At 36.2% G+C, this 15073-nt stretch carries 18 protein-coding genes and 1 other annotated feature; of the genes, 13 read left to right on the top strand and 5 right to left on the bottom strand.

The window, feature by feature from the left end:
* The first annotated feature begins 33 nt into the window (after positions 1–33).
* The 11 genes from C8270_RS11385 to C8270_RS11435 all read left to right on the top strand — a co-directional run bounded on the left by C8270_RS11385 (position 34) and on the right by C8270_RS11435 (position 9081).
* Positions 34–414, top strand: a complete 381-nt coding sequence (locus tag C8270_RS11385) for a cytosolic protein (protein ID WP_106496947.1) — start codon at positions 34–36, stop codon at positions 412–414.
* Between the two features lie 38 nt (positions 415–452).
* A complete protein-coding gene (gene nrdR / locus C8270_RS11390; RefSeq protein ID WP_106496948.1) occupies positions 453–911 on the top strand; it encodes a transcriptional regulator NrdR in 459 nt (152 codons plus the stop codon).
* Between the two features lie 49 nt (positions 912–960).
* Positions 961–2325 (top strand): replication initiation and membrane attachment family protein, encoded by a 1365-nt coding sequence (locus tag C8270_RS11395; protein WP_199794674.1) that lies wholly within the window; start codon positions 961–963, stop codon positions 2323–2325.
* A 5-nt stretch (positions 2326–2330) separates the two neighbouring features.
* On the top strand, positions 2331–3260 hold the full coding sequence (gene dnaI / locus C8270_RS11400) for a primosomal protein DnaI (RefSeq protein ID WP_106496949.1): 930 nt from the start codon (positions 2331–2333) through the stop codon (positions 3258–3260).
* Positions 3261–3279: 19 nt separating this feature from the next.
* A complete protein-coding gene (gene ytxC, locus C8270_RS11405; RefSeq protein WP_234028549.1) occupies positions 3280–4281 on the top strand; it encodes a putative sporulation protein YtxC in 1002 nt (333 codons plus the stop codon).
* A gap of 336 nt (positions 4282–4617) precedes the next feature.
* Positions 4618–6564, top strand: coding sequence for a threonine--tRNA ligase (thrS, locus tag C8270_RS11410; RefSeq protein WP_106496950.1), 1947 nt, complete (start codon positions 4618–4620; stop codon positions 6562–6564).
* Between the two features lie 188 nt (positions 6565–6752).
* Positions 6753–6881: a sequence feature (ribosomal protein L20 leader region), on the top strand.
* 66 nt (positions 6882–6947) lie between these two features.
* Complete coding sequence (gene infC / locus C8270_RS11415) at positions 6948–7451, top strand: translation initiation factor IF-3 (protein ID WP_106496951.1); 504 nt, start codon at positions 6948–6950, stop codon at positions 7449–7451.
* A gap of 18 nt (positions 7452–7469) precedes the next feature.
* Entirely contained in the window at positions 7470–7667 is a 198-nt protein-coding gene (rpmI, locus tag C8270_RS11420; protein WP_106496952.1) for a 50S ribosomal protein L35, read from the top strand.
* Positions 7668–7735: 68 nt separating this feature from the next.
* Complete coding sequence (gene rplT, locus C8270_RS11425; RefSeq protein WP_106496953.1) at positions 7736–8092, top strand: 50S ribosomal protein L20; 357 nt, start codon at positions 7736–7738, stop codon at positions 8090–8092.
* Entirely contained in the window at positions 8093–8428 is a 336-nt protein-coding gene (locus C8270_RS11430; protein WP_442785801.1) for a DUF1294 domain-containing protein, read from the top strand. It begins immediately after the preceding gene.
* 80 nt (positions 8429–8508) lie between these two features.
* Positions 8509–9081, top strand: coding sequence for a TVP38/TMEM64 family protein (locus C8270_RS11435; protein WP_106496955.1), 573 nt, complete (start codon positions 8509–8511; stop codon positions 9079–9081).
* A gap of 56 nt (positions 9082–9137) precedes the next feature.
* Here C8270_RS11435 and C8270_RS11440 read toward each other — a convergent pair whose 3' ends face one another.
* Positions 9138–9530 (bottom strand): sigma-w pathway protein ysdB, encoded by a 393-nt coding sequence (locus C8270_RS11440; protein WP_106496956.1) that lies wholly within the window; start codon positions 9528–9530, stop codon positions 9138–9140.
* 119 nt (positions 9531–9649) lie between these two features.
* Between C8270_RS11440 and C8270_RS11445 the strand changes: the two genes are divergently transcribed.
* Positions 9650–10135 carry a dUTP diphosphatase gene (locus C8270_RS11445; protein ID WP_106496957.1) on the top strand — a complete coding sequence of 162 codons (486 nt, stop codon included), beginning with the start codon at positions 9650–9652 and terminating at the stop codon, positions 10133–10135.
* Positions 10136–10208: 73 nt separating this feature from the next.
* Entirely contained in the window at positions 10209–11294 is a 1086-nt protein-coding gene (locus C8270_RS11450) for a M42 family metallopeptidase (protein WP_106496958.1), read from the top strand.
* Positions 11295–11350: 56 nt separating this feature from the next.
* Here C8270_RS11450 and C8270_RS11455 read toward each other — a convergent pair whose 3' ends face one another.
* The 4 genes from C8270_RS11455 to C8270_RS11470 form a co-directional block, all read right to left on the bottom strand.
* A complete protein-coding gene (locus tag C8270_RS11455) occupies positions 11351–11980 on the bottom strand; it encodes a lytic transglycosylase domain-containing protein (protein WP_106496959.1) in 630 nt (209 codons plus the stop codon).
* 67 nt (positions 11981–12047) lie between these two features.
* A complete protein-coding gene (locus tag C8270_RS11460; protein WP_106496960.1) occupies positions 12048–12719 on the bottom strand; it encodes an ABC transporter ATP-binding protein in 672 nt (223 codons plus the stop codon).
* Positions 12712–13833 carry an ABC transporter permease gene (locus tag C8270_RS11465; protein ID WP_106496961.1) on the bottom strand — a complete coding sequence of 374 codons (1122 nt, stop codon included), beginning with the start codon at positions 13831–13833 and terminating at the stop codon, positions 12712–12714. The genes C8270_RS11460 and C8270_RS11465 overlap by 8 nt, the downstream gene beginning before the upstream one ends.
* Positions 13830–15053, bottom strand: a complete 1224-nt coding sequence (locus C8270_RS11470) for an ABC transporter permease (protein WP_106496962.1) — start codon at positions 15051–15053, stop codon at positions 13830–13832. The genes C8270_RS11465 and C8270_RS11470 overlap by 4 nt, the downstream gene beginning before the upstream one ends.
* Positions 15054–15073: the final 20 nt, after the last annotated feature.

The raw sequence follows: 15073 nt of genomic DNA on the forward strand, positions 1-15073 counted from the left end.
GTGATACGTTATCGTTTAAAATGGGGTGTAATGATGTCATTTAAACAGAGAGTAGTTAAATATTTTAACAATCATGCAGAAACAAGTGAAAACCATTGGGATTCATTACTACAAACCCATTATTATAAAACGACGAAAGATAAAGGATTGGATACGGTTGAACAATTTTTTATGCAATCTGACGCTTTTAAAATTAACGCAGTCTCTAAAGAGCATGGAGAATTAAGTGTATCAGTAGTAAAAGGGAAAAAAGCGTTTATTGTTGTGACGATCATTATGGTTAGACCTTATCAGACTGCCATTGATTTCTCCGTTACAACAGAGTCTTTATTGCCTTTTGATTTTGCATATAGTTCAAGATTAATTCAACGATTATATAATGAGTTTAATGAAATATTTCCATTAATCGAATAAATTATGAGAATAGGTCTATCGAAATGAGGTTGAACTAGATGCGGTGTTCAAATTGCCAAAATAAAAGTACCAAGGTTTTAGATTCGCGACCAATCGAGGAAGGGCAATCTATTCGCAGGCGCAGAGAGTGCGAACAGTGTGGATTTCGTTTTACGACATTTGAACGAATTGAGGAAGTTCCATTAATTGTTGTGAAAAAGGACGGAGCAAGACAAGAATTTAGTAGGGAAAAGCTAATTCGTGGATTAATCAAGGCATGCGAAAAGCGACCGGTACCACTAGAGAAAATCGAGGGTATTGCAATTGAAGTGGAAAGAGAATTGCGTCACTCAGGGGTTTCTGAAATTCCTAGTAATGATATTGGAGAAATGGTTATGGACCGGCTTTCAAAAGTTGATGAAGTAGCATATGTGCGCTTTGCTTCTGTCTATCGCCAATTCAAAGATATAAGTGTTTTCTTAGATGAACTAAAAGATTTAATTAAGACAGACAAATAGAAAAGCGACTTGGAGCTTTTCTATTTGTCTGTTTATAGAGGTGAGAGGATTGAGTTTTATTGGAAAGATTTTGCCTATTGAAGGGTATATTGTTTTGCAAAAAGGGGATTTGCCGGAAGGGTATGCAAAATCATTAACCCATTTATACCAACCTCTGATTGGGATAACTGCTGTCATGTTGTACCAGACACTTCTGCATGAAATAGAGTTGCAACAAGATCATGAGCCACAAACTCATCATACATTAATGAATTATTTAGATTTACCGTTAGACGATATTTATCGAGCAAGACGAAAGCTAGAGGGAATTGGGCTCTTAAAGACTTATAAACATCAAACAGACGAAAATGATTATTTTACGTATGAACTTTTACAACCATTTTCACCAAGTGATTTTTTCAAAGATCCCATGCTTACTCAGCTATTGTATCATCACCTTGGAGAAGATAAGTATCATGTGTTAAGAGGTCACTATTTTAAGCAGCCGGCAAAACAAAACGGCGAAAATATAACTGCTTCATTTAATGATGTCTTTCAAACATTTCAACCACATTTTCAACCTGTTGACCATGTAAAGTCCGAAGCTTCTTATAATGAAGATGAAGTACAACTCGATTTTACCTGGATGAAGCAAATGCTCAAGCAACGCATGATTCCAGAAAAATATATCTTAACGGCTGTAAATCGAAAATTGATATCACAGATGATGGTATTGTATGATTTAGCAGAACATGAAGTAGAAAAAGCTGTAATGTGGGCTTTAACAGACGAAAACCGGTTAGATGTTGATGAATTTAAGGGTGCATGTCACGACTTGTTTAAAACAAAACATAATCAAGCCGTTGTAAAATTAACGGACAAATTAAATCAACCAATAGAAAATCAAGCAAATAGTAAACCAGCTACAAAGGAAGAACAACTAGTTCATGAGCTAGAGACAATATCACCAAAGCAATTACTAGAGGATTTATCAAGCGGAAATCATGCATCAGCACAGGATTTGAAGATAATTAGTGAAATTATGACGACACAAGGTTTACCATCACCAGTCATGAATGTGCTCATTCATTATGTTTTACTTCAATCGAACATGAAATTATCAAAAGCATACTTAGAAAAGATTGCTAGTCATTGGTCACGGGCAAATTTGAGAACAGCAAAAGAAGCGATGGCATTTGCCAAGAAAGAGAAAAATAAATACCAAACAGGATACTCCAAAAAGCAAAATTATCGAAAACCCGTTTCAAATGAGGTCGTCCCCGATTGGTTTAAAGAGCGGGAAGACAAGCAGGCAAAACCGGTAAAACAAAAAGAGAATATGAACCAAGTTGATGATGAAAAAGAAAAAGAAGAAATTTTAGCACTTCTACGCAAACATTCAAATAGCAACAAAAATAATCATTTGCAAGGATGATGTTAGTGGAACCGATTCAATCAAGTTTAAAGAAATGGCTGCAGAATAACCAAAATTTTCAAGAAAACTATTCCAGAATTAAGCAGGAGGTTCTTGCAGATCCAGAAATCAAGGAATTTATTGCACTAAATCCCCAGTTAACAACGAAAGAAATTAATAAAAATCTTATGAAACTGTATGAAAGTAAAACACAATCTAAGCAATGTGACAGATGTCCATCTTTTGATAAATGTATCAATATGATTAAAGGATATTCGCCGATTTTGGCAGTGGAAAACAATGAAATACATCTATCTTATGAAAAATGCTATAGACTTGTAGCACATGAAAAGCAAAAAGATCAGCAAAATCTGATCCAGAGCTTATACATGCCTAAAGAAATTCTTGATGCTGCATATGAAAATATCGAGTTTGATCTAGCGAGAAAAGACGCAATCCGCGAAACAAGTAATTTTTTAGATCAAATACACGCGGGTGTACCTGCAAAAGGGATCTATTTTTCCGGTCCGTTTGGTGTTGGGAAAACGTACTTCCTTGGGGCGATAGCAAATAAACTAAAGGAAGCAAACATTTCATCGATGCTCATTTATATGCCGGAGTTTGTTAGAGAAATGAAAGGCTCAATCAAGGATGACTCTATTAATAAGAAAATAGACTTTTTCAAAAAAACGGATGTTCTTATGCTTGATGACATTGGAGCTGAAACACAATCTGCCTGGTTCCGGGATGAAATTTTGGGATCCATTTTACAGTATCGGATGATGGAACGGTTACCTGTCTTCTTTACGTCCAATTATAGTATAAAGCAATTAGGTGAGCAGCTAGCGATATCTAATCGTGGTGGTGTGGAAAAAGTGAAAGCCGGTAGAATTATTGAGCGTATTAAGCAAGTGAGTAAAGAAGTATCCATGTTTGGTGAGAATCGACGTGATTAACTGCAAAAGCTAACAGAGAATGGTACAACCGTTCTTGTTAGCTTATTTTATTATTACAAAGTTTTCAGCCGACACTTTTGCTATTGTTACTAGTTTATCTGGATCATACATTTTTTTAAGTATTTGTCCATATAATGTAACAGTTTGGTCTTGGGTGAGGGTGATGTTGTTGCTGGAAGTTTATTTTGGTTCTGACAAAGAAGTAATCAGTTTTTGCGAGCATTTATTTCGTTATAACAAACAAATTGAGTTGCATTGGAAAACAGATAAAGATTGGGGGAATCAGTTACAACTGGAATATCATTTACCAGGCAATGAATCAATAGAAACAATCGCAAAAGCAATGGCTGATGTTTTTCTGATTCATCGGTTACAAGCAATGATAAAACACATTATTGAAGATTATTATTATTATACGAGCACAGACGAGATCGAGCGCATTATGGAGTTAACACATTGGATTTTTTCTGGCGAGGATGATGATAGTCTACAGGTTAGAAAAAACAAGGATCCGAGTAAATTATTAAACTCCTTATTCATTGCAAATATAAAAAACACGACAACAATCCATTATGATTCGATTGTTAAGTTCCGCTTGAAGGTTTTCAAAGATCAATTAGTCCATTATGTAGGCCTTGCAATTGATGAATTTAAACGAGAAGAAGATCATCAAGCATTTGTAAATATGTTGCGTGAATATATCGCAAAGAAAGAGTCGGCACATCATGTTGTCCATGTTTTACAAGGTAGTACATTTTCGTTTTTTAGAGCAAATGGAAAACGATTCTCTCAAATGGAACTGCGTACATTAATGCAGAAAGAGCCTTTGTATATTGTTGGGCTTGATGAAGATGAATTGAATTTAGCACCATTGGTAGCGATGGCACCACGGAAAATAAAGATATATGGCGATCATCCGTCAGAACCAAAAACATTAACTGTAATCAATGTTTTTGAGGAAAAGGTGGATTTTGAGCCAGTTAAAAATTTTCCATTCTCATTTCATTCGAAAAAACGATGAAAAAGGGCTTGATTTTCCTTTGTTGAAAGGCTATAATACAATTTATATATTATTTATCACTGAAACAGTAACGATAAGGATATGATCGTTTGATTATTGTATAAAGAAGAGAATGGAAGTCAAACGGCTGAAAGCTTCCAATATACAACCAAATGATTACCACCTTTGAACTCTGCTATTGAACTATAGTAAATAGTGGCGTATCATCTGCGTTAAAGATTTATGAAGCCGTAGTAACTACGGGAATTAGGGTGGAACCACGTGACCAACGCTCGTCCCTTTGCAAATGTGCAGAGGGATGGGCGTTTTTTAATTCGATAAAAAGGAGCGATAATCATGGCAGCAGAAATGACAATTATTTTTCCAGATGGAGCTGAGAAAAAATTTCCCGTGGGAACAACTGGAGAAGAAATAGCTAGTTCCATTTCTCCAGGATTAAAAAAACAGGCGTTAGCCATTAAGTTAGATGGTAAATTGTATGATTTAAAGCGTGAATTATCTCAAGGTGGAACAATGGAGATTATTACGTATAAAAATCAAGAAGGAATTGAAATTGAACGACATTCAGCAGCACATTTGATGGCACAAGCAATTAAACGTCTATATAAGAATGTTAATTTTGGTGTTGGCCCAGTAATTGAGGAAGGTTTTTATTATGATATGGATATGGAACATACCTTAACACCTGAAGATCTTCCGAAAATCGAGAAAGAAATGAAACGGATTGTTGATGAGAATTTAGAAATTGAGCGAGTTGAAGTATCTAGGCAAGAGGCAAAAGAAATGTTTCGTGAAATTGGCGATGATCTAAAACTTGAATTAATTGATGCCATTCCGGAAGATGAACAAGTGACGATTTATAAGCAAGGGGAATTCTTCGATCTATGTCGCGGCGTCCATGTCCCATCAACTAGCAAGATTAAAGCGTTTAAGCTATTAAGCATCTCTGGGGCTTATTGGCGTGGGGATAGTAACAATCAACAACTTCAGCGGATTTACGGCACAGCTTTTGAAAAACAAAGCCAAGTTGATGAATATTTACGTGTGTTAGAAGAACGAAAAGAACGTGATCACCGTAAGCTAGGTAAAGAATTGGGGATATTTACAGTTTCACAAAAGGTTGGTCAAGGATTACCACTATGGCTACCGAAAGGCGCAACGATTCGCCGCACAGTTGAACGGTATATCGTTGATCTAGAAGAGCGATTAGGTTACGACCATGTATATACACCAGTACTTGCTAATGTCGATCTTTATAAAACAAGCGGACATTGGGATCATTATCAGGATGATATGTTCCCTGTAATGGAAATGGATAACGAGGAATTAGTGTTACGTCCCATGAATTGCCCGCATCACATGATGGTATTTAAAAATCAATTGTGGAGTTATCGTAATTTGCCTGTTCGAATTGCTGAGCTGGGTACGATGCATCGCTACGAAATGTCTGGTGCTTTAGCAGGTTTGCAACGAGTCCGCGCCATGACATTAAATGATGCCCATATTTTTGCCCGGCCAGATCAGTTGAAAGATGAGTTCGTCCGTGTTGTTGAACTTGTACAAAAGGTTTATCAAGACTTTGGAATTGAAGACTATTACTTCCGCCTGTCCTACCGTGATCCCGAAGATAAAGAAAAATATATCGATAATGATGAAATGTGGGAAAAAGCTCAATCAATGCTGAAAGAAACCATGGAAGAAATGGGCGTCGATTATGTGGAAGCAATTGGTGAGGCAGCATTTTATGGTCCGAAGCTTGATGTACAAGTGAAAACAGCTATTGGTAAAGATGAAACATTATCAACTGTTCAGATTGACTACCAGTTACCAGAACGCTTTGATCTAACATATATCGGTGAGGACGGAAAAGAACATCGCCCAGTCGTTATCCATCGTGGGGTTGTTTCGACAATGGAACGATTTGTTGCCTTTTTATTAGAAGAATACAAAGGCGCATTTCCAACATGGCTAGCACCAGTACAAGCAAAAGTTATTCCGGTATCCCCACAAGCACACTTAGACTATGCCAAAAAAGTTGTCGATAAACTAAAGTTTGGTGGAGTACGTGTTGAGGCGGATGAACGTGATGAGAAGATTGGCTATAAAATACGTGAAGCTCAAACACAAAAAATTCCGTTTGCTTTAGTTGTAGGGGATGATGAAGTAAATAACAATGCAGTTAACGTGAGAAGATATGGTGAAAAACAATCGGAAACAATGCCATATGATGAGTTTGAACAATTGATTAGAACAGAAATTGCAGAGAAAACATTACGAAAATAATTCAGAGGGGGTCTTGCTTCTATCACATGAATGTTTTAATTATTCGTGTGAAGGGACGGACCCCATTATTTTGTTTTTTAGCAGAAAGTATGGTATTATAGTTAAGCAATAGGGTAATAAAAAGATTTTGGTTGACGAACTTAATGATGGATGTTATTCTATAAAAGTTGAATAAAAACTTAATGATCTGAGACAAGTAGGAGCACCCGCTTCTCACCTGCTCGACGCATATATTGCTGTTGACTGGTACCGAATTTCTTTGAATAGATAAATGGAGAACGTGTGGGTGCATATTGTACCGGCACTTTTTTAATGTAAACAGAACTTGTCAACGATTATCAGCTTTAAAAATATGATGGAGGTGGCTGGCTATTAGCAAAGATATGAACGTTAATGAAAAAATTCGTGCTAGAGAGGTACGCTTAATTGACGCAAATGGTGATCAGCTTGGAGTGAAATCACGTAATGAAGCATTGGATATTGCTTCAACTAGAAACTTAGATTTAGTTCTTGTAGCTCCAAATGCAAAACCACCAGTATGTCGAATCATGGATTATGGTAAATACCGCTATGAGCAACAGAAAAAAGAAAAAGAAGCACGTAAGAAACAAAAAGTCATTAATGTCAAAGAAGTACGCTTTACACCAGGAATTGGTGATCATGATTTTAATACAAAATTAAAGAACGCTAGAAAATTCCTTGAAAAAGGCGATAAAGTAAAAGCATCGGTTCGCTTTCGCGGTCGTGCAATTACGCATAAGGAGCTTGGCCAGGAAGTTTTAGACCGCTTAGCTGAGGAAGTAAAAGATATTTCCACAATTGAGTCTAAAGCGAAAATGGAAGGTCGTAATATGTTTATGATGCTCGCTCCAGTTAATGAAAAATAATTCTAGGAGGAAAACTATATGCCTAAAATGAAAACCCATAAAGGTTCACAAAAACGTTTTAAACGAACTGGTTCAGGAAAGTTGAAACGTTCACACGCTTATACAAGTCACATGTTTGCACATAAATCACAAAAGCAAAAACGCAAATTACGTAAATCTGCACTTGTATCTTCAAGTGACTACAAACGTATTGAACAAATGCTTCCTTATAAATAAGAGATGTACAAATGAAAATCTAAACTAAATTTGAGATACAATTGGATTTGTATTAGGAGGGTAAACATATGCCACGTGTAAAAGGTGGAACAGTTACGCGCAGACGTCGTAAACGCGTATTAAAACTAGCAAAAGGTTATTATGGTTCAAAAAGAACACTATTTAAAACAGCGAAACAACAAGTAATGAAATCAGGTCAGTATGCATATCGTGACCGTAAACAAAAGAAACGGGAATTCCGTAAACTTTGGATCGCACGTATTAATGCTGCTGCACGTTTGAATGATATTTCTTACAGCAAATTAATGCACGGATTAAAAGTTGCTGGGATTGAAGTGAATCGTAAAATGCTTTCTGATCTTGCAATTAATGATGAGCAGGCGTTTACACAATTAGCAGATAAAGCTAAAGCAGCACTTAAGTAAATGATAGAAAATGACCAAGCTCTTGCAGGGTTTGGTCATTTTTACATATGTGAGGGGAAACAAATGGAAGAAATTAGTCTATATTATGTTTGTTGGTTCATTATAAATGTATTTGGCTTTGGCTTGATGGGTTTAGATAAGCAAAAGGCAAGAAAGCACCAATGGCGGATCTCTGAAAAAATGTTATGGTTAACAATCATTATTGGAGGATCTATAGGTTCCTATCTTGGGATGAAGCTATTTCATCATAAAACAAAACATCTTTCATTTAAACTAGGTGTCCCAATTTTTATCGTTCTTCATGTTGCGCTAGCTATTCTTCTATCCGTGTCATAAAGGCTCGTCTCTTGTCATATACATGTACTAATCGTTATGGAAAAAGTATGCCATATGCTTGGTTGTAAAGGAGGCAGGTTATGGAACTTCTTGGCAATTATCTCCTGACGATTATCGGAACAGGTGGACTATTTGCCCCCATTTTATTCATTAGCTTTCATTTATTACGTCCATTATTTTTTCTTCCTGTTGTATTTATCTGTGTTTCTGGGGGTGTTTTATTTGGAGCCGTAGCTGGTACCGTATATTCGCTCATTGGGATTACTTTATCAAGTGTTATCTTTTATGGAATCATTCGCCGGATGCCTAAAACATTTAACAGACTTACAAACATGAAGCAAAAAATAATTGGGAAACATTCGGATTTTACAACTTCACAAATTGCTGTGTTAAGGCTTGTACCATTTATTCATTTTCATCTTCTATCACTATGTCTTATCCAAATCACAGAGGGCTTTAAAGACTATGCAAAATCCTCATTACTATCAAATATTCCATTAGCATTTGTTTATACATCGATCGGCCAATGGATAGCAAGCTTATCCCCTTTATATATCTCCATATTTTTAGTTGCGCTGCTACCACTTATTTACTTACTAAGAAAAAAGGAAATTATTATTAAATGGCAGGACTTTTTCCAAGTAAGCACGTAAAAAAATGCTCACAAGATGTGAGCATTTTTTTACGAAGTTGTAGCTTAAGACAGTTCTTAGTCTACAGGGGTTATCAGTAACTTATTAATCGGATGCTTCCATTCGATTTGGGCATAGGGGTAGCGGATTAATAATTCCTTTTCCAGGAAATATAAATCATCACGGGTTAATCCACGCAATTCGATTGGTTCAGGTGTAGATATATGAATATCAACAACCTCAAATGATTGTTCCGTTGCCCCCAAATATTTTTCACCTTCGAATAAACAGCCCTTATAAACAAATTGCAAATTCTTTTTGCTATTCTGTTCCTCGTCAAGTATAAAAAAACCCATATTGTCCTTAGCGATCCTTAATTTACGCATTGGATTTTGAAAATAGAGAAAAACCGTGTATGCAAGAAAGGCTAGCGCGATAAGAATCAATATCCGAAACAATAGTACAATCATTTTACCCGTCTCCCTTTCTTCGTTATCATCTTGTACGTATTAGAATTCATTCAGGTTTCACTAATACCGTAAATTTCGTGTTACAATCGTAGAAAATAGTGTAAAGGGGTAATACTATCATGAATTGGCAAAAATTATTTACCATGCAAAAACAGTTGGATTCTTATATTGAAACAAACCAAAATGTAGTAGGAAAGGATTTATTTCAGGAAAAAATACTTGCACTTTTTGTTGAAATTGGTGAACTTGCCAATGAAACTCGCTGCTTTAAATTTTGGAGTACAAAATCAAAAAGTGAAGAAGAAGTTATTTTAGCTGAATATGTGGATGGTCTCCATTTTATTTTGTCATTAGGAATCGATAGTGGATACCAATACGAACCGCTTGCTACAGAGCAAAATTCAAACAATGAAACAGAACAATTTAATCAAGTGTTTGAGGCATGTAATTCATTTAAACAGGATCCGACACAAACAAATTATCAAAACATGTTCAAATGTTATTTACAACTTGGTCAAACAATCGGATTTGACGAAAAATCAGTATATACAGCCTATCTAAAGAAAAATGAAGTAAACTACGAACGACAGGATCAAGGATATTAAAGCAAAATTGTTTTGTTATTTTTCACAATAAAGTTATAATAATAATATACTAAAAAGGGAGGATTTCGTACATATGGCAAAATTAGATGAAACATTGACCATGTTAAAAGACCTGACAGATGCTAGGGGAATTCCTGGTAATGAAAAAGAAGTAAGAGATGTGATGGAAGGATACATTAAACCATTTGCTGATGAAGTTTATACAGATAACTTAGGAAGTCTCATTGCTAAAAAGGCAGGCGATGAAAATGGTCCTAAAATAATGGTTGCGGGTCATTTAGATGAAGTTGGTTTTATGGTAACTCGAATCGATGACAATGGTTACATATATTTTCAAACTACAGGTGGCTGGTGGAGTCAAGTAATGCTAGCTCAACGTGTAACAATTATGTCGGGTAAAGGCGATGTAACTGGAATTATTGGTTCAAAACCACCACATATTTTATCGGCGGAAGCTCGGAAAAAACCTGTCGAAATTAAAGATATGTTTATCGATATTGGTGCAGTAAGTAAAGAGGAAGCAATGGATTTCGGTGTTCGTCCTGGAGATTCAATTGTACCTTACTTTGAATTCACACCATTAAAAAATGAAAAAATGTTGCTGGCTAAAGCTTGGGACAACAGAATTGGCTGTGCAATAGCAATCGAAGTATTAAAGCAGTTAAAAGATCAAGATCATCCTAACATTGTCTATGGTGTTGGCACCATTCAAGAAGAAGTCGGTTTACGTGGTGCACGGACTGCGGCACATAAAATAAATCCGGATATCGGTTTTGGTGTTGATGTTGGTATTGCAGGAGACATGCCAGGGGTTTCAGATAAGGACGCAGACAGCAAGCTTGGTGAAGGCCCACAAATCGTTTTATATGATGCATCAATGGTTTCCCATAAGGGTGTTCGTGATTTCATTGTGGACACAGCTGATGAGAACAATATTCCATATCAGTTTACTTCAATGGCAGGAGGCGGAACAGACTCTGGATCTATCCATTTAACAGCAAATGGCGTGCCATCTTTGTCGATTACGATTGCTACACGGTATATTCATTCGCACGCAGCAATTTTACACCGTGATGATTTTGAAAACGCGGTTAAGTTAATTGTGGAAGCAATTAAAAAATTAGATCGGGATAAAGTAGACGAAATAATTTTAGCTTAAATAAAAAGGATCGATAGCATCGGCAGCTATCGATCTTTTTTTATTTACCATCATTGTTAGGCAAAATAGGAGTTCATAACCTTTTTTACGTAATTCTGCGTTTCTCCAAACGGTGGGATCCCTTGATGTTTATCAACATTGCCAGGTCCGGCGTTATAAGCTGCAATAGCTAATTCCGTGTTGCCATTATAGCGTTCAAGCATTTGACTTATGTATTTTGTCCCGCCTTCAATATTTTGACGTGGATCGTACGGATTGGTAACACCGAGACCTCGGGCAGTTCCCGGCATTAATTGCATTAGTCCTTGTGCTCCAGCATTACTTTTGGCATTAGTATTATAGTTCGATTCCGCTTTGATGATAGAATGGATAAGTTTTGGATCAATACCATACTTTTTAGCTGTTGTAGCAATAAGAGAATCGTAATCAGCTGGTGATACGGGATTCTTATTGATAGCAGAAAATGGATCCATCGTTGCAGATGACATTGCTTGTTGGTAATTTGGTTTATTTGTTGGCCGATCTGCGTTATCACGTAATTCTGCACTGTTGTTTAGCTGTTCTTGTAACATTTGTTTAAAAGCTAAGTCAACGATAGGGGAGTTAACGGAAAACGAATGATCAGCTGATCTGAGAATCGACATTGCTTGGTACTGCATCATTGCTTGTAACTCGTTTATTTCCATACTTAAAAATCCCCCTTCTAAACTATATTTAGTTTACTCTCAAACGATGATAAAGGCAATATCTTTGTTACAATTTAATCGTTTCCTTACCAGCCTCTTGTAATACTTGCTGGTAAAATGGGTCATTACCAACACAGTAAACATGGTCACATAGATTAATAATTTCATCCATGTCATGGGATGTATAAAGAACTATCTTATCATTCTTTTTGGCCAAATCACTTAAGTAAGCACCTATTTCTTTTCGAGATTTTAAATCAATTCCAACGGTTGGCTCATCTAAAAGTAATAATGATGGGTCATGGATTAAGCTGATTGCCAAGTTTAATTTGCGTTTCATCCCACCAGACAATGCTTTAACAGGTTCTTTCCATTTTTCTAATTTCATGTCCAAGCAAAGCTGTCTCAACTCTTGTCTGTTTTTATGTTTCCAGGCTAATCGTTCAAAAAAGACCATATTCTCTTCCACACTAAATTCATCCCATAATGCAATATCTTGCGGGACAAAGCCAATTTGTTTTCGGACTTTTTTTCGGCTCTGTTTGTATGTATCGTGATTTAACTTGATTGATCCAGCTGTTGGATTCAGCAAGGTGGCTAAAATTTTTAACATCGTTGATTTTCCTGCACCATTCTCTCCCACAAGCCCAACAATTTCACCTGGTTTGACTGAAAAAGAAACAGCGTTCAAAATTTGCTTTTTGCCGTATTTCATTGATAATGAATCAATATTAAGCATCGGTTTTCTCCTTCCTTACATACCACCATATTGCGAGTATTATGATGATCAATGATGAAAGATTCATCACGCCACCTGTCAGAAATGGTTCAATGGGGTTAAACATATGAATCCATGCCGATTTATCAACAATGCCTGTGGTTGGTAAGATTGCCCCACTAAAAATTGCAACAAACAGTGTTATTGCAAAAGAGAATGTATAATAAATGAATGGATGTTTGAATTGACTTGCCAGTAAAAATGCTACTAAATTCAAGATAATTCGAAAGCTCAACAAACTCCACAGAGAAATTTGCTCTTGAAACAAAATATAAAAAAGACTAATGCTTAGTAAATCGGTAATGAAAAATAGTATCGTATACAGAAAAAAGTTTCCTGTAAGATAGTTTTTCCATGAATAACGGGTAAAAGCGAACCGTTGTAGTACGTTTGCACGTTGTTCCGTAATAACCCAGTCAAATAATAATAGTGTTGCTAACAGGCAGAAAATAGCCCACAAGCCCCAAAGATTTAACGTCTGCATTTTATCTGTCGGTACAGTGGTTGTGTTACCAAAGGAAAATGATGTTCCTAATAAGTTCTCCTCCTCTTGAATTTCTTTGGATTTTGTTACAATTTCATCCCAAGTCCACTGCTTGTTTGACTGGTAATGCCCGATGAGTTCCTGAACAACATACGCCGCCTTTGATCTTCCTGTTTCCTGCTGTACGTAGGATAGTATCATTTCTTTCACAGGGGTATAGGCGAATGAAAGGTCAGACTGATAACTTGTCAGTAACCGATTGCGATTACTGTTTCGAATTTTTTGTTCAAAATCATCATGAATCACAAAGACACTATCTAATTCATGTTTTTTTAATTGGTACAAGGCGTTTGCTTCGTCAAATTGAGAAACGCTTATGAATGGAGTCGCTTTGATTTCACGAAGCAACTCCAATGCCGCATCAGTTTCATTTTCTAAAACAATGCCAACGGGAACTTTGCTATCATCTTTAATTGTGTCGGTTACCTTTGTGATTCCAACCGTTGCAACAATTGGGATCAAGAGCCAAAATAAAATGCTTAACCAATGTTTTTTCCAATGGATTAAGCGTGTCTCTATAATAGGTTTCATCGATTAACACGCTCCTTCCACAAAGACACACCAGATAAAAGGAAGAAACCAGCCAATGTTAGACATAAAAGTGGCAAATAATCAGCATAAAAACGCTCATTTAAAACAATTTCTTGTAACCAATGGAAAGCTTGGTTAGAGAAACTGTATGGTAAGTATGTTTGTAAATAGGTTGGAAAATACAATGACGGAATAATAGCGCCACTAATGAATAAAGTAAATCCTGTAAACAGTGATTGCATAAGCAAACGTAACTTTTGTGTTTGGATTATCGTTTCGATCAGTGCCAAACCTTGTAAAAAGATGAAACTATATAAAAGTGTAATGATGGCTATTCGACCATAGTCTTCTTTATATAATGTAATGTCTGTAAATTGTTGGAATGCATATAGGACAAATGCCGCACAAAATGCAGTAACAGTAAGCGTCGTTATGATTTTCGCCAGTAGCTGTTGCAAAGCTGAAACGCCATATAGACGCATCCGCTGTTTCATTCGTACATGGTCATCACGCGTTAGAAATGAATAGAAGGCAATCAACCAAATGGTTACGATAATAAACCAGCTCGCGAGTGCGTAATAATGTAATGGTGTATTTGTTGCCCGGTTGGTTACAGTTTCTTCATCAAGTATCTTATCTTTGCCTATTGTATAAAGGACAAAACTAGTAAATTGGTCAAATAACATGTCATTAAGTTCATCAGTCCCCATTGGTAATTGTTTTGCAAAAAAATTAATGGTTAAAATATTCGCCTGTGCAGCTCGAATATGTCGGGAAACGCTATCAAGTAGTTCTTTGATCACAAAGCTTTCCGTTGGTTTATTCGGGTTTCCAGTAATATGTAAAGCAACAGATTTACCGTGATAAAGATGTTCAGTAAAGTCTTGTGGAAACGTTATGTATGCACTAAGGTTATTTTGCTTCAAATCGCTGTCGGCTTTTTCTTTAGATAATGCGTTAATCGAAATATAGTTGCCTAATTGAGAGGATTCTTCAATTAATTTTACAACCAATTGCGTTTCTTTGGATTGATCCAAATCGACTAACCCTATCTGAATCGGATCCCTTTCATCTTGGTCAATAAACGAAACAATCATGATTGAACATAAAGTGATGATGACAATAGGGAAAAGCAAAAGAAGAGGAAGTGATGGCCACTTCCTCCGTAGTTTTTTAAAATCGTGTTTGATAAACAGAAATAAATGGTTTATAAACAGCATGGTGCCACTTCCTTGTTAAA

Source organism: Lentibacillus sp. Marseille-P4043 (genome assembly GCF_900258515.1).
Classification (GTDB): Bacteria; Bacillota; Bacilli; order Bacillales; family Amphibacillaceae; genus Lentibacillus_C.